The sequence below is a fragment of the Paenibacillus sp. J22P277 genome (assembly GCF_059383675.1).
In genome coordinates this window covers 47,603-65,136 of record NZ_JBXENS010000002.1, presented here as the reverse complement: position 1 = coordinate 65,136, position 17,534 = coordinate 47,603, and the positions used below count along the sequence as shown (strand labels likewise).

At 60.7% G+C, this 17,534-nt stretch carries 10 protein-coding genes and 1 pseudogene; 7 read left to right on the top strand and 4 right to left on the bottom strand.

Annotated elements, in window-relative coordinates; all coding sequences use genetic code 11:
• Positions 1–13 precede the first annotated feature (13 nt).
• Complete coding sequence (locus AC50YL_RS05065; protein WP_494831154.1) at positions 14–1,759, bottom strand: alpha-glycosidase; 1,746 nt, start codon at positions 1,757–1,759, stop codon at positions 14–16.
• 251 nt (positions 1,760–2,010) lie between these two features.
• Between AC50YL_RS05065 and AC50YL_RS05060 the strand changes: the two genes are divergently transcribed.
• From AC50YL_RS05060 to AC50YL_RS05040, 5 genes and pseudogenes are all read left to right on the top strand, one after another.
• The gene (locus tag AC50YL_RS05060; RefSeq protein ID WP_494829886.1) at positions 2,011–2,346 is read left to right on the top strand and encodes a YflT domain-containing protein; all 336 of its coding nucleotides are present in this window, start codon (positions 2,011–2,013) and stop codon (positions 2,344–2,346) included.
• A gap of 154 nt (positions 2,347–2,500) precedes the next feature.
• A complete protein-coding gene (locus AC50YL_RS05055) occupies positions 2,501–6,235 on the top strand; it encodes a response regulator (RefSeq protein WP_494829884.1) in 3,735 nt (1,244 codons plus the stop codon).
• Positions 6,236–6,260: 25 nt separating this feature from the next.
• On the top strand, positions 6,261–7,112 hold the full coding sequence (locus AC50YL_RS05050; protein ID WP_494829883.1) for a CheR family methyltransferase: 852 nt from the start codon (positions 6,261–6,263) through the stop codon (positions 7,110–7,112).
• Between the two features lie 101 nt (positions 7,113–7,213).
• A pseudogene (locus tag AC50YL_RS05045) lies at positions 7,214–7,873 on the top strand (response regulator); the annotation flags it as partial.
• 150 nt (positions 7,874–8,023) lie between these two features.
• On the top strand, positions 8,024–9,865 hold the full coding sequence (locus AC50YL_RS05040) for an ATP-binding protein (RefSeq protein ID WP_494831152.1): 1,842 nt from the start codon (positions 8,024–8,026) through the stop codon (positions 9,863–9,865).
• A 1,032-nt stretch (positions 9,866–10,897) separates the two neighbouring features.
• Here AC50YL_RS05040 and AC50YL_RS05035 read toward each other — a convergent pair.
• The 3 genes from AC50YL_RS05035 to AC50YL_RS05025 all read right to left on the bottom strand — a co-directional run bounded on the left by AC50YL_RS05035 (position 10,898) and on the right by AC50YL_RS05025 (position 13,917).
• The gene (locus tag AC50YL_RS05035) at positions 10,898–11,701 is read right to left on the bottom strand and encodes an SDR family oxidoreductase (RefSeq protein ID WP_494829881.1); all 804 of its coding nucleotides are present in this window, start codon (positions 11,699–11,701) and stop codon (positions 10,898–10,900) included.
• Between the two features lie 359 nt (positions 11,702–12,060).
• A complete protein-coding gene (locus AC50YL_RS05030) occupies positions 12,061–12,954 on the bottom strand; it encodes a carbohydrate ABC transporter permease (RefSeq protein ID WP_494829880.1) in 894 nt (297 codons plus the stop codon).
• 15 nt (positions 12,955–12,969) lie between these two features.
• Positions 12,970–13,917 carry an ABC transporter permease gene (locus tag AC50YL_RS05025; protein ID WP_494831150.1) on the bottom strand — a complete coding sequence of 316 codons (948 nt, stop codon included), beginning with the start codon at positions 13,915–13,917 and terminating at the stop codon, positions 12,970–12,972.
• 206 nt (positions 13,918–14,123) lie between these two features.
• Between AC50YL_RS05025 and AC50YL_RS05020 the strand changes: the two genes are divergently transcribed.
• Entirely contained in the window at positions 14,124–15,689 is a 1,566-nt protein-coding gene (locus AC50YL_RS05020; protein ID WP_494829878.1) for a response regulator transcription factor, read from the top strand.
• Positions 15,664–17,436 (top strand): cache domain-containing sensor histidine kinase, encoded by a 1,773-nt coding sequence (locus AC50YL_RS05015; RefSeq protein WP_494829877.1) that lies wholly within the window; start codon positions 15,664–15,666, stop codon positions 17,434–17,436. Before AC50YL_RS05020 ends, AC50YL_RS05015 begins: the two co-directional genes overlap by 26 nt.
• Positions 17,437–17,534: the final 98 nt, after the last annotated feature.

Below are 17,534 nucleotides of genomic sequence, written 5' to 3'. Positions count from 1 at the left end.
ACCGCGGCCAGCCTCACAGCTCCCGCCGCAAGATCCGGTAGCCGTACGGGTCGAGCTCGACCTGCTGCACGCCGTCCTTCGCCGGCGCATGGTCGCCGGTCAGGGCGTCATGCCAATCGTTCGTGTCCATGGCATGCTCCAGCACGGTCCGCTCGCCGGTCGGATTCATCCAGACGGTGAAATGCTCGCCCTCCCCCAGCCGTTCGTAGACGATGCGCGCGTCGCCGCCGTCCGCCTTCAGGAAGCGGAACCGGCCGCTCAGCAGCGCGGGATGCGACTTGCGCAGGCCGATGAGCAGCTTGTAGAAATCGTACAGCTCGCCGTCCTGCTTTCCTTCGTCCCATTCCATGCAGGGGCGGCAATCGGGATCGTTGCCGCCCTGCAGCCCGATCTCGTCGCCGTAGAAGACGCAGGGCGTGCCGATGTAGGTCATCAGGAAGACGACCGCCAGCTTCAGCTTCAGCTTGTTGCCGCCCGCTCGCGTCAGCACCCGCGGGGTATCATGGCTCGACAGCAGGTTGAAGATGACCTCGTTCGTCCCCTGCGGGTAGCGCATGAGCAGATGGTTCATGCCCTCCGCGAACGTTCGGCCGTCGACGCCCTCGCCGGTGAAGAAGCCGAGCACCTTGTCCGCGAACGGGTAGTTCATGACGGAGTCGAATTGGTCGCCGAGCAGCCAGGCGCGCGAATCGTTCCAAACTTCGCCGATGATGTACGCATCCGGCTTCGCGTCCTTGACGGCTTGGCGGAAGGAGCGCCAGAAATGGTGATCGACCTCGTTCGCCACGTCGAGCCGCCAGCCGTCGATGTCCGTCTCGCGGATCCAGTAGGTCGCGACGTCGAGCAGGTACTGCTTCGCCTCGGGGTTCGCCGTGTTCAGCTTCGGCATCTGGCCGTAGAAGCCGAACGTATCGTACGTCGCGATGCCGTCCTTTACCTCCGCGGGAAACGTCCGCACGTGAAACCAGTCCGCGTATTTCGATTGCTTGCCATGCTTCAGCACGTCCTGGAAAGGCGGAAACTGCTCGCTCGTATGGTTGAACACGGCATCCAGCACGACTTTGATCCCGCGATCGTGGCATTCGCGGACGAGCTTCTTGAGCGTCGCCTTGTCGCCGAAATGCGCATCGATCTTCATGTAGTCGACGGTGTCGTATTTGTGATAGGAGGGCGATTGGAAGACCGGGGTCAAGTACACCGCCGTCACGCCGAGGTCGGTCAAGTGGTCGAGATGGTCCGCGATGCCCTTCAGATCGCCGCCGAAGCAGCTTTCCCAGGTCGGCTGTCCGCCCCATTCCGCCTTGTTCTCCGGGTCCAGGGAAGGATCGCCGTCCGCGAAGCGATCGGGCATGATCTGGTAGAATACCGCCGATTTGGCCCATTCCGGCGCGGCGAACAGATCGATTTCGTGTATGTACGGAAATTCGTAATAACCGGCGACGGGCTGCGGCTGATCCGAGCAGATGCCGTCCTCCGTCAAATAAACGGTCTCCTCGCCCTGGCGCAGGCGGAAAATATAGGAGAAGCGTTTGTATTTCGGCTTCACCGCGGCTTCCCAATAATCGAAGAACCGGTCGGTCGCGATTTTGAGCATCGGCAGTTCTTCGTTGATGCTGTCCCAATCGTACTTGTCTCCCGCGATGGCCGTGACTTCTTCCACGTCGTCGCGTTTGGTCTGCACGCGCAGATGAATGGTATCCATATCGTAGGCGTACGCCCAATTGCTGCGGGGCGAGTGGTGAAAACATTCCTGAAACATAAGCTTCATCTCCTTCGGGGTGATCGGGCAGGACGCGGGCGTCGCCGCCCGGCAGTCTATCCTCATATACACGAAGAGACGAAACCGTGAATCCGCCTCGATCCGGGCGCGGCCCGCATAGGTCCGCATAGGCCGAAAGCCTCCCGCATCCGCGTTCTTTCCGGACGCGGTTTGTTTCATTCCGCCCGGCCCGGGGTAAATTCAGACTAGCCTCACCTGGCAAATCCATTTGGAAAGCGGAGGGATTGACTATGCAACAGATGAAACCGAGCGTTCAAATTGTACCGACGGCGATGGATGCGCTGCATACCGTTCAAGAGCTGAACCGGCGTGGATACAGGCAGGAAAACATTTTCGTCCTGGCGCACGACAGCAGCCAGACGAAATCGTTGTCCGAGGCGGCGGACGCCAACGAAATCGGCTTGAAGGAAGAAGGCATGTTCACCGCAATGGCGAATGTATTCAAATCGCGGGGCGACGAGATTCGCTCCAAGCTGACTTCCATCGGATTGTCCGACATGGAAGCGGAACGTTACGAAGAGGAGCTTGATCGCGGCCGTGTACTCGTTATTACCAACGTCCATTAACCAACGCAGCACGGATTCATCGATTTTCGACAACGATCGATAGCGAGAAGGTCGCCGTCCCCCGGGACGCGCGGCCTGTTCGCATGTTGACATACAGGGGCTCCGCTTGGGCGGGGCCGCCGGGCAAAGGGGAAATAAATGTGGGTTGTGTCTCATGAAAACGAAAACCAAACTAACGATCAGCTTCGTCGTGCTGATGGTCGTCCTGATCTTCATCTCGGTCGTCAGCCTGAACAACAGCTCGGTACTGGGCGGCAAATTGAACGAGGTGTACGGCAACCGCTATCAGAAGCTGATGGCCGCCTACGATATGCGCAGCTCCGTCAACAACATCGCGAAAGGGCTCGCGAACGTGCTGACCGTGCCGACCGCGGAGAATCTGGCCAAGAACGACTCGCTGCTCACCGACGAGCCGAAGAAGGCGCAGCAGGATTTCGACGAGCTGAAGCGGCTGTCCGCCGACGAAGCGGAATCCGCGACGTTGAACGAGCTGAGCCGCAGCATGGCCCGGTACGTCCAGTATTCGGACGACGTGAAGCGGCTGATCGCGGCAGGACACGGCGCAGAGGCGGTCGCCTTGCGGGAGAAGGAAGGCTTGAGCGCGCAGGAGGACACGATCAACCTGATCGACGATCTGACCGCGTTCCACCGCAGCGCGACGGACAAAGCGGTCCAATCGGCGGAGGAGGCGAACCGCAGCACCCGAATGATCATGGTCGCGACGATGGCCGCGGGCATGCTGATCGGCATCGGCACGATGCTGTGGAACATCGCCGGCCTGACGCGCAGCCTGAACCGGTTGACCGACATGATCGGCGCTTATGCGCGCGGGATCAGCGATCCCGGCCTGCGCCGGCGCGCGGAGACCGGCGACGAATTCGGCAGCGTGGCCAAAGCGTTCTTCTCCCTCGCCGACGATTTGGAGCGGAAGACGGAAGCGGAGCAGATTTATAATAAGAAGGTCGAGGACGAAGCATGGGTGAAATCCAACTTCGCTTCCATCGCGGTCACGATTCAAGATGCCGCGGAGCTCGGCCAGCTCGGCGCCGCGTTCATGGAGCGGGTCGTGCCGCTCGTCGGCGCGGCGTACGGCGGGTTGTACGTCCGGGAAGGGTTCGGCGAGGACAACCGGCTGGGCTTATACGGCGCCTATGCGCCGACGGACGAGACGGCATTCGACCGGCAGTTCCGCATGGGCGAGGGGCTCGTCGGGCAATGCGCCGGCAGCGGGCAGCCGATCGAGCTGACGGAGCTGCCGCCCGCGTACGTCCGGATTCGTTCCGGGCTCGGCGAGACGGAGCCGCGGACGCTGCTTCTCCTCCCGGTCGCTTACCAGAACAAACAGCTGGCCGTCATCGAGCTGGCCTCGCTGTCGCCGGTCGGCGGCCGGGAGCGGGAGCTGCTGCAAGAGCTCGCCGAAGGGCTTGGCGTCCTGCTGAACAACCTGTTCGGCCGGCTTCGGATCGAGGAGCTGCTGCGGGAATCCCAAGCGCTCGGCGAAGAGCTGCAGGCGCAGTCGGAGGAGCTCGTCTCGCAGCAGGAAGAACTGCGCCGCTCCAATGGCCAATTGGAGGAGCAGACCCGCTCCCTCAAGAAATCCGAGGAGCTGCTGCAGAGCCAACAAGAAGAGCTCGAGCAGACGAACGAGGAGCTGCTGCAGAAGACGCATCTGCTGGAGAAGCAGATGCGCGAGACGGAGCGGAAGAACGAACAGATCGAGCGGACGAAGTCGGCGCTGGAGCAGCAGACCGTGCAGCTGGCGATGTCGTCCAAATACAAATCCGAGTTTCTCGCCAACATGTCGCATGAGCTGCGAACGCCGCTCAACAGCCTGCTGATCCTGTCCCAGATGCTGATGGACAACAAGGACAGCAACTTGACCGGCAAGCAGATCGAATTCGCGACGACGATTCATTCGTCCGGCGGGGACCTGTTGAAGCTGATCGACGAGATTTTGGATTTATCCAAGATCGGGGCGGGCAAAATGAGCTTGGTCACGGAGCACGTGAAGCTCTCCGATCTGATGCTGACGCTGCGCCGCAGCTTTGGGCCGATGAGCCAGCAGAAGGGGCTGGCCTTCGACCTGACGATCGAGAAGGATGTCCCCGAGGGCCTGTATTCCGACAGCCACCGGGTCAAGCAGGTCTTGAAGAACCTGTTGTCGAACGCCTTCAAATTCACGCATCGGGGGGCGGTCGGCCTGACGATCCGGAACGCGCGGCCGGAGGAAACGCAGGCCGCGCCGGAGAGCGGCCGCATGCTCGCCTTCGAAGTGCGGGACACCGGCATCGGCATTCCGGCGGAGAAGCAGCAGCTCGTCTTCGAAGCGTTCCAGCAGGTGGACGGCACGACGAGCCGCATCTACGGCGGCACGGGACTCGGCCTTGCCATCAGCCGCGAGCTGGCCGGCCTGCTCGGCGGGACGATCGCGCTGGCAAGCCGGGAAGGCGAGGGCAGCACGTTCACGCTGTACCTGCCCGAGTATTACGTGGCGCCTGCGGCCGGCAGCAGCGCCGCGCATGCGGCGGAGGACGCCAAGCTCGGCGAGCAGGCCGTGCAGGCGGCCATGCTTGCCGCTCCTGCGCGGCATGACGCGAGCGCGGCTATCATGGAAGCCGCGCCTGGAGCAGCGGCGCCGAAGAAGAAGGGGACCGAGGCCGGCCGGTTTCCGGTTCAGGCGGCGATCGAGGACGACCGGGACGCGATCGGGCCGGAGGACCGCGTCGTGCTCATCATCGAAGACGACGGGCCGTTCGCCCGCGTTCTGCTGGAGATGGCGCGCTCGCGCGGCTTCAAGGGCATCGTGGCGATGCAGGGCGACGCGGGTCTCGCCGACGCGAGGACCTTCAAGCCGGACGCCGTGCTGCTCGACATCATGCTGCCGGTCATGGACGGCTGGTCCGTCCTCCATCACCTGAAGCACGACGCGGATACGCGCCACATACCGGTGCATGTCATCTCCGTCATGGAGGAGGTGCAGCAGGGGCTGTCCATGGGCGCGATCGCGTACCTGCGCAAGCCCGCGGACAAGGAGCGGCTGGATAAGCTGTTCCAGCAGATCGAATCGTTCCTCGCCCGCGACCTCAAATACGTGCTCGTCGTCGAGGACGACGCCGCCCAGCGGACCGGCATCATCGAGCTGGTCGGGGACGAAGACGTCGTCGTGAAGGCCGTGTCTTCGGGCGCGGAAGCCATGGAGGAGCTGGAGAGCCGGCACTACGACTGCATGGTGCTCGATCTTGGGCTGCCGGACATCTCCGGTTTCGACCTGCTGGACGGCATCCGCCGGAGCGAGAAGCTGCGCGAGCTGCCGATCATCATTTACACCGGCCGCGAGCTCGACAAGAAGGAAGAGATCCAGCTCAAGAAGTATGCCGAGACGATCATCATCAAGGACGTCAAGTCGCCGGAGCGGCTGCTGGACGAGACGACCTTGTTCCTGCACCGCGTCGTGGCGGACCTGCCGGAGGAGAAACGGAGCGTGTTGCGGAGGCTGCACAGCGTGGAGACGATTTTCGCGGGCAAGACGATCCTGATCGTGGACGACGACATCCGCAACGTATTCGCCCTCTCGAGCGCGCTGGAAGGGTACGAGATGAACATCCATTTCGCGGAGAACGGGCGGGAAGCGCTGGAGCAGCTGGAGCAGCATCCCGAGACGCAGCTGATCCTGATGGACATGATGATGCCGGAGATGGACGGTTACGAGACGATGCGGCATGTCCGCGCGATACCGGCGTTCGAACGGCTGCCGATGATCGCGGTCACGGCGAAGGCCATGAAAGAAGACCGGGACAAATGCATCGAGGCCGGCGCTTCCGATTATATCGCGAAGCCGGTGAACATCGATCAGCTATTGTCCTTGATGAGGGTGTGGTTATATCAATAACGGAACGGCGAGTGAAGAGAACATCATGATGCAGGGCGACGAAGAAACGAACAAAGCCGGCGAGCGCGAGCAGATCGAGATCGCGCTGCTGCTCGAAGGGCTGTATCAGCTGTACGGGTACGATTTTCGCAATTACGCGGCTTCCTCCGTCCGCCGGCGCATCTGGCACCGGGTGAACGCGGAACGCCTGCCGACGATCACGGCGCTGACGGAGCGGGTGCTGCACGACCGGACCGTCATGAACCGGCTGCTGGCCGACCTGACGATCCACGTGACGGAGATGTTCCGGGACCCGCTGGTTTTCCGCTCGTTCCGCGAGCGGGTCGTGCCGCTGCTCCGGACGTATCCGTTCATCCGCATCTGGCACGCGGGCTGCTCCACCGGCGAGGAAGTGTATTCCATGGCCATCCTGCTGAAGGAAGAAGGCCTGTACGACAAAACGCGGATCTACGCGACGGACATGAACGAGCGCGTGCTGGAGACGGCGCGAGAAGGCGTATTTCCGCTGGAGCGGATGCAGACGTTCACGCGCAATTACATCGAAGCGGGCGGCAAAGAATCGTTCAGCAATTACTATACGGCGAAGTACGATTCCGTGCTGTTCCAAAGCGAGCTCAAGCGCAATATCGTGTTCGCGCAGCACAATCTGGTGACGGACCGTTCGTTCAACGAATTCAACGTCATTTTCTGCCGCAACGTCATGATCTATTTCAACAAAGAGCTGCAGAACCACGTGCACGGCTTGCTCTTCGACAGCCTCAGCACGTTCGGGGTTCTCGCGCTCGGGACGAAGGAGTCCATCAATTTTACGCGGTACGCCGATTCGTACGAGGAACTGGACGCGCACAGCCGGCTGTACCGCAAAATCAAATCGTAGCCGGGGCGGCGCGCGCCGGATGTGTTGCAGGCATTCTCGGGACTGGATAGGGGAGCAACATCGGTTTTCCGAACCAAGGGGAAGGTGAAGAAGCAGTTATGATCGCTTATGATGGACCGGTTAACATATTGCTGGTGGACGACCACCCGGATAATTTGCTGGCGCTGGAGGCGGTGCTCGGGGATTTGAACTGCAAGCTGGTCAAATGCCTCTCGGGCACCGAGGCGCTGCGCTGCCTGCTCAAGGACGAATTCGCGGTCATCCTGCTCGACGTGCAGATGCCGGAGATGGACGGCTTCGAGACGGCCAGGCTGATCAAGTCGCGGAAGAAAACGCAAGAGACGCCGATCATCTTCATCTCGGCGACCAGCAAGGAGGCGGAGCATTTCTTTACGGGCTACGAGGCCGGCGCGATCGACTACATGCTCAAACCGTTCGTGCCGCAGATCCTGAAGGCCAAGATCGAAGGGTTCGTGCGGCTTTACGTGGGCAACAAGACGCTTCAGCTGCAGGCGGAACTGCTGCAGCGGCAGACGGCGGAGCTGGAGCGCAGCAACCGCGAGCTGATGCGGACGACCTACCAGCTGACGAAGACGCAGGCGCTGACGCGCGCCATTCAAGAGACGAGCACGGATACGATGATGACTTTCGACGAGGACGGCAGCATCCTGACGGTCAACCCGGCGGTCGCGGCGATGTTCGGTTACCGGGAGGAAGAGGTGCTGGGCTTGCCCGTGTCGCTGCTCATCCCATGCTTCGAGGGCGGCGCGTTCCGGCATTCGGAATCAGGGGCGGGATCGGGAATCGCCGGCGGGCCGGATGGTTCGAGCCGCCGGGCAGCGGGGAAGACGGAATCGGTAGCGCAGACGGAATCAGTAGGGCAGGCGGAATCAATAGGGCAGGCGGAATCAATGGGGCAGACGGAAATGCAGCAGAGGGAACTCATGGCGCAGACCGAGTTAATGGAGAAGTCCGAATTCGCCGCCCCGGCGGACCTCGAAGGACACATGTCTAGTGGTGCGGGTTCCGCCGCGGGCGGAGCTTTCGGGTCCGTGCCGCGCGCGGAAGAAGCGGGCCGAGTCATGTCCGGACAGCCTGCGCCGGCGGGAGAATGGTTCTTTCCGCGGCCCGGTCAGTCCGCGACGGCTGCCGTAAACGGCAAGAAAGCGGAAGGGCCGGTGATGTTCGCTTCGCTCCCGGGCGAACGGATGCAGCTGAATCCCCTTCGCAAGGACGGCAGCGCCTTCCCGGCGGAGATCCAGATCGGCGTCGCCGTTGTCGACGAGGAACGGATCTACGCCTGCACGGTCAGCGACATGACCGAGCGCGTTCGGTTCGAGCGCGAGCTGATGGCCGCCAAGGAAACGGCGGAGGTCGCGGCGCGGGCGAAGACGAATTTCCTCACGATGGTGAGCCATGAGATCCGTACGCCGATGAACGGCGTGCTCGGCATGACGGGCCTGCTGCTGGATACGGAGCTGGACGGCGCGCAGCGCGAATACGCCGAGATCATCCGCAAGAGCGGCGAAGCGCTGCTGTCGGTCATCAACGACATCCTGGATTACGCCAAGATCGAATCCGGCAAGCTCGAGGTGGAGCAGCTGCCGTTCAAGCTGCCGCTGCTCATCGCCGAAACCTTCGACCTGTTCACGGCCCGATCGATGCAAAGCCGCCTCGCGTTGACCTACGAGCCGGATCCCGCGCTGCCGGAGGTGCTGGTCGGCGACGAGATCAAGCTGCGCCAGGTGCTGGTCAATCTCGTCGGCAATGCCTTCAAGTTCACCCCGGAGGGCAGCATAACCGTCGCATCGAGGATGCTGGCTTCAAGCGGGCATACGGCATTGATCGAATTCGTCGTGTCGGATTCCGGCGTCGGCATTCCCGAGGATAAGCTGCCGCTGCTGTTCCAGCCGTTCTCCCAGGTCGATACGTCGCTCACGCGGCAGTACGAAGGAACCGGACTCGGCTTGGCCATTTGCAAAAATCTCGTGGAGCTGATGGGCGGCTCCATCGGCGTCGCGTCCGCCCTGGGCGAAGGCACGACGTTCCGGTTTACCGTGCAGCTGGGCACATGGCTGACGGGACGGGACGAATCCGCCGCGCAATCGTACCGCGCGGATGCGAAGCTGCCCGATGCCGGCAGCTTCGCCATGTTCGCTGCGGAGGATGCCGCCGGCGGAGAACGGGGAGCGGGCAATCGCGAATTCGCCGCGGAAGGTCCGGTACATAACGCGCTCACGGCGGAAGCCCGGTCCGCGAAGGATACCGCCGCCGGAGAACGGGGAGCGGGTAATCGCGAATTCGCGGCGGACGGTAAGCTGATTAATGCGATCGCGGACTCGGCCCCCGGTCCAATGAGCGGCCGTGCGGCCGTTCTCGTCGCGGACGATAACGAGATCAACCAGAAGCTGACGCTGTCGCTGCTGGATAAGCTCGGCATCGCCGCGGATGTCGCCAGCAATGGAAGCGATGCCGTCGATTTGGCCGCGCTTCGCCATTACGATCTGATTCTGATGGACATGCGGATGCCTGTCATGGACGGTCTCGAGGCGACCCGGCGCGTGCTCGCCTCCGCCCCGTCCGGCCGCGCTCCGGTCGTCGTGGCGATGACGGCGAACGTGCTGCCGCGCGACCGCGAACGCTGCCTCGAAGCGGGCATGACGGATTTTCTCGCGAAGCCGATTCAATTCGACGCGGTGGAGAGGCTGCTGCAGCGCTGCGGCATCGAGACGGAGCGCACGCGGTTATCGTGAGAGGAGAGACTGCCCGTATCTGACTCCAATGGAGGCAGCAGCGGCACTCCTCAGCTGAATGCGGATGGAGCAGATCACGAACGCTGATGCAGCCAGCAGCTCATACCTGAATGAACTTTGCGCAATGAACGAAATGTACGAATGCACGAGATGCACGAAATGCACGAGAGATACGAATTGCATGAGAGATACGAATTGATTGTAGGTCACAGCCGCAGGAATTCCTGTTTTTTTCTGCGCCGAGGTCCGAATTGCTGCAAATCAACAGGAAATCATGGCTCAGTGCGCTACTAGTTCGGAATTGCTGTAAATCTGCAGCAATTTCGAGCGAATAAAACAGCTCCATGTATGTATGGGGTAAAATGGCTGCATTATTGCAGCCATTTTACCTTGAGGCCCCCGTTTGATCTTCATTTCCTGCACTTTCGCAGCAATTTTTTCGATAGGCGCAGCTCTGGGTATATGCATAACTACACGGGACAACGTCCCGCCGTGCGTCTGCCAATGATCGCCGGTATAGTGAAAACGTCGTCCTGCCGAGCGCATGGCATCGAACGTTGACGAAACGAAAACCTCTTCCCGACACGCGTAGTGCCAGTATCATTAGCGAGGCGAAAGCAACCTTCGCCGCGCATCTGCCGGCAATCACCGGCGAAGCGATAATCGTTCCCCCGCCGCGCTCTCCCGGCAATCACCGACCAAGCGATGACCGTCTCCCCGCAGCAGACCAGCCGGCGCACGCCGGCCAAACACAAACAACCTCCACGCCGCCGATCTCGGCGGTACTGGAGGTTGTTTGCTTGATGCGGCACGGAAATATCCCGTGCATGGTCTTGATGATTATGCATGAGGTCCGTGGAGACCCCATATTCTGAACGTCCATCGTTGTCATCCGATTGATCAAGTGCGAGACGGCAAAGCACGCAACATTGCGATGACTTGTCGTTTCGTTTGCGCGCATTTCGCATGCAACGATTCGACAGCGCCAAGCAAAACAAATCCGCTCATTGTACCCGCTTTCGCTTGAACAAATTACCCGCGCAGCAACGACTCCGCCCCGTCGATGAAGATCGGAGTGCCGGTAATATGGCTCGACGAATCCGAAGCGAGGAACAAGACGAGATCGCCGACCTGCGAGGCGCGGCCGGGGCCGTTCTCCAGCGGCTGGTTGCCTTCCGGGTATTCGACCGGGATTTGAATCTCGTCCAATTCCGGTGTCGGGTGCGTGCTTTGTCCGATATGCGTCTTGATGGCGCCCGGACAAATCGCATTCACGCGGATGCCATACTGGGCCAGCTCCAGTGCGGCCATTTGCATAAACGCAACCTGACCGGCCTTGGAGGTGCTGTAGGCGCTCATGCCGAAATTCGAAAATACCCGGTTGCCGTTGATCGAGCTCGTGATCACGATGCTGCCGCCGTTTTTCTTCAGATACGGAACGGCGTACTTGACGGTCAGGAACGTGCCCTTCAGGTTGATGTCGAGCGTCGTGCTCCAATCCTCCGGCGTCATCGTCTCGATCGGCGCAAGCGTGCCGTTGATGCCCGCGTTGGCGAAGACGATATCCAGTCGGTCCCAGCGGCCGGCGGCCTCTTGAACCGCGCTCTCGATGTCCGCAGGCTTCGCAATATCCGCCTCGATGGCGATCGCCTCGCCACCCGCCTCCGCGATCCGTTTCTTGACGTCCGCGACGCGATCTTCCTTGACGTCCACGAGCGCGATCCGCGCCCCTTCCTCGGCCAGCCGAAGCGCCGCGGCCCGGCCGATGCCGGAACCGGCCCCGGTAATGACGGCGACTTTGCCGTTTACGATTCCTTTGCCGTTCGATGTGGTCATGACGGGCAGAGACCTCCCTTTCGATTGGATGCTAGTATGCCTGGAATGCTTGTGCGCCTGGAATGCTTGTATGACTAGAAAGCTAGCACGTCTGAATGCTTGTACGTCCGCATCCTCTCATACCCGTTTTTTCCTAATCGCAACCAGATATACCTGCGGAAAGCAAGACTTCCGCCGGCCGTGACGCGAGCCGGCGGCCCAGGAGCGTAAGGCGGCCGCGCCGGCTGCCGCCGAGCAAACGCAAAAACTCCGGTTCATGCACCGCGATCGGCGATATGAACCGGAGAAGCATTCGTGCGTGCCAACCAACCCGCGTTAAGCCGCGCCAATCAGCACCGTCGCGTCAATCCGCCATGCGGTCAGCTCTTGATCGCGCCCATCATGATGCCCTTCACGAAGAAGCGCTGGATGAACGGATAGACGAGGATGATGGGCAGCGTCGAGACCATGGTCACCGCCATGCGGATGCTTTCGCCGGACACGGGGATGCGCTTCGACGACTTGGCCAATGCCTCCGCTTCGGACACCATGGCGCCCGTCTGGAACTGGTTCAGGATCTTCACGAGCACCGCCTGCAGCGTCTTGAGCTCCGGCTTGTACGTGTAGATGTACGAGTCGTACCAAGCGTTCCAATGCCCGATTCCGATGAACAGCGCGATGGTGGCGAGCACCGGCACGCAGAGCGGGAGCACGATGCTGCCGAAGATCTGCAGGTCGTTCGCCCCGTCGATCTTGGCCGACTCTTCGAGCTCCGGCGGCAGCTGCTCGATGTACGTCCGCACGAGAATCATCAGGAAGACGCCGATCAGGCCCGGGAACACGAACACCCAGAAGGAGTCGATCAGATGGAGCGACTTGATGATCATGTACGTCGGGATCAAGCCGCCGCCGAAGTACATCGTGAAGATGAAGAACAGCGTGAAGAAGCGCCAGGCGATCAATTCGCGCTTGCTGAGCGAGAAGGCCATCATGCAGATCGCGATCACGGAGAGCGGCGTGCCGACGATCGTCCGCAGGACGGTAACCTTCACGGAGCTGATCAGCTCCGAATTGCGCAGGATCGACCGATAGCTCTCGAGCGTGAATTCCCGGGGCCAGAGATAGAGGCCGCCCCGAACGGAGTCGGTGGCATCGTTCAGCGAGACGATAAGGATGTTCCAGAACGGATAGAAGGTGACGACGAAGACGAGAAACAGAAACGCGTACATCGCCGCATCGAACGCTTTATCCGAAATCGTGCTTTTTCCGAGCATGCTGCACCTGCTTCCTTAGAATAGCGATTGGTTGTTGAACCTCTTGGAGGCGTAATTGACGATCACGATGATCAGGAAGGCGACGACGGAATTGAACAGGCCGACGGCCGACGCGTAGGAGAACATGGAATTTTGCAGGCCGTACCGGAACGAGTACGTCGAGAGCACGTCCGAATAATCCTGGTTCAGGCCGTTGCTCAGCAGGAAATGCTGGTCGAACCCGGCATTCAGGACGCCGCCCAGCGACAGGATGAGCAGGATGACGATCGTCGGCTTCAGATGCGGCAGCGTGACGTAGAGGATCTGCTTGAACCGTCCGGCTCCGTCGACCTTGGCGGCCTCGTACAGATCCAGGTTGATCGACGAGATCGCCGCCAGATAGATGATCGAGCTGTAGCCCATCTCCTTCCACGTATTGCCGAAGGCGACGATCCACCAGAAATATTTGCCCTCTTGGAGGAACAGAATGCTGTCCTTGGTCAGATGCAGCCACTTGAGCAGGTCGTTCACGATGCCGTCCGAGGAGAGCACGGTGACGATGATGTTCGCGGCGATGACCCAGGAGATGAAATGCGGCAGGTAGGACACGGTCTGCACCGTTTTCTTGAACGCGGCGCCTTTGATCTCGTTCACGGCGATCGCGATCAGGATCGGGACGGGGAAGGACACGATCAAGGTCAGCAGCGTCGAAGCCAGCGTGTTGCGCATGATGATGAAGAAATCGCCGTTGCTGAAGAAATAGTCGAACCATTTCAGGCCGACGAACTCGCCGTGGAACATGTTGGTCCAGAAGCTGCCGAGCATCGGCTGGTAATTGATAAAGGCCATATAGAGCCCGGCCATCGGCAAGTAGGCGAACAAGACCGCCCAAATAATCGCGGGAAGAAGCATAAGCAGGAGAAACCGCTGCTCCATGAGCCGGTGCTTGAATTTCTTTTTGGCCGTCTTCTCCTTGGTGCGCATCGTCGTCGCAGCCGTTTCCATGGGGTGCACCTCTTTCGTTCATATTGGGAAAAGTATACGGGTCCGCGATTTGCGCCAGCAATACAACAATGTGCAGAATCGTGCGGGAAAACGTCTTTCATGCCGCAATGGGGCTTTTCGGTCTTCTTCGCGGATCGGGACAGATAGTATAATAGGTCTGGACGTAATAGGGGGAGGGTTCGGAAATGCTGGCTGTATATCTTGTGGAGGATGAAATCATCGAACTGAACCTGATGAAGAACCATATCGATTGGGGAGAAATGGGGCTCGAGGTCGTCGGCGCCGCCAAGAACGGCAAGAAGGCTTGGGAGGAGATCCAGACGCTGCAGCCGGATATCGTGCTGTCCGACGTGCGCATGCCGTTCATGGACGGACTTCAGCTGGCGGCGCTCGTCCAGGAACGTTTCGATTGGATCAAGGTCGTGTTCCTGAGCGGGCACGACGAGTTTACATACGTGAGATCCGCGCTGGAATCGGGCGCGGTCGGCTATCTGCTCAAGCCGATCGATCGCGGCGAGCTGTCCGCCGTCATGGCCAAGGCGAAGGCCGAGGTGGAGAAAGCGAAGCTGCTTCGCCGCTCGAAAGAGGTGCTGATCGAAAATCTGTTGGCTGCCCTGCTCGTCGGGACGGACGCCGGAAGCCGGGAACAGGCGTGGAGGGAGCTGATCGCTCTGTATCCCGAATACGCGGACCGAAAATTTGTAACCGCTTTAATCAGCGTGGACGGGTATTCGGACCTGCTCGCGGACAGCCCGGGGACGGCGCGCGAGGCGCCGCGAACGGCACAAATGCTCCGCGAGCGGCTGGAAGCCCGCGGGCTCGAAGGAACGGTGATCGGATTGAACGAGCATGAATGGCTGCTCGCGCTTCCCGCTGCGGCCGTGCCGGAGGCGGCCGGGTTGTGGGAAGAGCTGGCGGACGCGATCAAGACCGCGCTCGGCCGGACGGCGACGATCGGGGTATGCGACCGGGAGGCCGCGCTGCATGAGGGAAGCGCGCTGTTCGCGAAGGCGAGGAACGCGGCCGACGAGCGTTTCTTCGCCGGGCCGGGGAACGTGGTGCTGGACTCCCGGCTGCATGCCCGGCTTGACCTGGGCTTCGGCGCGACCGACGACGCGGAGCGGCCCGGCAAGCTCGATCTGTCCGACCGGGAAGGGACCGCCGAGGCCGTCGGCCGTTTCTTCGACGTCATGCACAGCCTCCGGGCCACGAAATCGCGCGTGCTCCAAGGCGCCGGCGAGCTGCTCGGCGCGATCGCTTCCGAGCGGGCGAAGTACGAGGACGCGGCCGGCGAGGCCGATATCGCCGGCGAACTGGCCGGCTGGAAGCGAGCGATCGAACGCGCGGAAACCCTCGAGGAGGTCAAGCGGTACATGCTGGAGCTGAGCGGCAGGCTCTGCGCGCAGCTCGAGGACCGGCAGCAGGACCGGCATATGCAGCTCGTGCGGCAGGTGAGGGACATCATCGACCGCGAGTATCACGACTCGCTCACCATCGATTATTTGGCGGGGAAGGTCTATCTGTCGCCCAACTATCTGCGCGTGCTGTTCAAGGAGAAGACAGGCTGCACCGTGCACGAGTACCTGACCCGGATCCGGCTGAGCAAATCGCTGGAGCTGCTGCGCGACAAGTCGCTCAAGATCCACGACGTCGCCCGCCGGGTCGGCTACGACAACACGTCCTATTTCTGCTCGTTTTTCTATAAAACGCAAGGAGTCACGCCGAATGAATATCGCAAGAAGTTTTTATAAACCCGTGCGGCTGCTCTATGCGGATCTGGTCAACAAGCGTTATCGAAGCAAGCTGTTCTTCGTCTTTCTCCTGGTCACGATCGTCCCGGTCTTGTTCCTCGTCTCGTATTCGTACCATGCGATCAAGGACCAGCTCGTCCGGCAGGCCGTCGAGAACGTCGGCAGCACGATGGACCAGATCAACAACAACATCGAGAACAAGCTGAGCCTGTATTCCCAGCTCTCGACGCTGCTCTACCTGGATACGGAGCTCCGCAATTATTTGGTCAACCAGTATAAGAAGAACGACGTGTACATCCTCGACGCGTTCGACTATATCAACAAGTCGCTGTACAAGATCATGGCGATGAATCCCAATATGAAAGCGCTCACGATCTATTCCGACAACGAATCGCTGAACTCGGACGGGTTCTTCATCAAGCATATGGAAGATTTGCCGCAATCCCTGCGCGAGCGGTCGTTCCATGCCGAGGGACAGCTGACGAGCTTCTATATGACGGACTCCGCGACGAACGAGAAGGTCATCCTGTTGGCGCGCTCGCTCAATTATCTCAGCTTGAACTATCCGTACGGCATCCTGACGATGGAGATCTCGGAATGGGAGATTTATTCCCTCATCGAGAAGGAGAACAAGAACAAGACGATCTACGTCGCGGACGAGAACGGCGACATTATCTCGTCGAGCGCCAAGCGGTCGGCGTACCGAAATATTTCCCAGATCGTGCCCGGCACGGCGAAGGCGGAAGCGCTGAACGAAGGGGATGTCGTCTACGGCAGCATCCATGGCGAACGTTCGATCTTCGTGCAGAAGTCGCTGCCGAACGGCTGGAAGACGGTCGTCGTCCTGCCGTACAACGAGCTGATCGATCAAGCGTCGGCCGCATCCCGGAAGATGCTGTACATCTCGATCGTCTGCATCGCCGTCGCGATCGTGTTGATCTACTGGACGAGCCAGCTGATGACGAAGCGCTTCGAATCGCTGCTGCAGCAGATCCGCAAGGTCGAGCGGGGCAACTTCGACGTGCGGCTCCCGAAGATGGGGACGGACGAGGTCGGACAGCTGTCGTTCGCGCTGAAGAAGATGGCGGTCAGGATCCAGGAGCTGATCAACGACGTGTACAAGAAGGAGATCGCGCAGAAGGAAGCGGAGATGGACAGCCTGCAGGCGCAGATCTCGCCCCACTTTCTGTACAATACGCTGGCTTCGATCTCGGCGCTCTCCATCGCGGGCAACACGCGGCAGAGCCATCTGATGGCGGACGATCTGGCGCGGTTTTACCGGATCTCGCTCAGCAAGGGGAAGAAGAGCATTCCGATCGAGCAGGAGATCCGCTTGACCGAGCATTACCTCGCGATCCAGAAGGTTCGATTCGAGGGGCTGTTCAGCGTCCGCTTCGCGCTCGACGAGGCGCTGCTGCATTTCACGACGCCGAAGCTGATCCTGCAGCCGTTCATCGAGAACTGCATCAATCATGCCATGTGGGACGAGGAGGGCGGCATCGGCATCGTCATCAAGCTCATGGAGGACGGGGGCGATCTCGTATTGGCGGTCATCGACGACGGCATGGGCATACCGCGGGCGGTCATGGAACGGATGCAGGAGAGACCCGATGCATCGGTGGGCTACGGCATTTACAACGTGCATAAACGCATCCAACTCGCCTTCGGGGAGCGGTACGGGGTACGCGTGCACAGCAGGCTCGGCATCGGAACCTCGGTCCACATCCGCATGCCGATGGAGCGGTGATGTCGGGGATGAAAGTCGTTTTCCGGTACGTTTGAATGCAAAGTGGTATGGAAACGCGGCGGACCCGGTGTCTACAATGAATGCAGGCGGCAGCGATG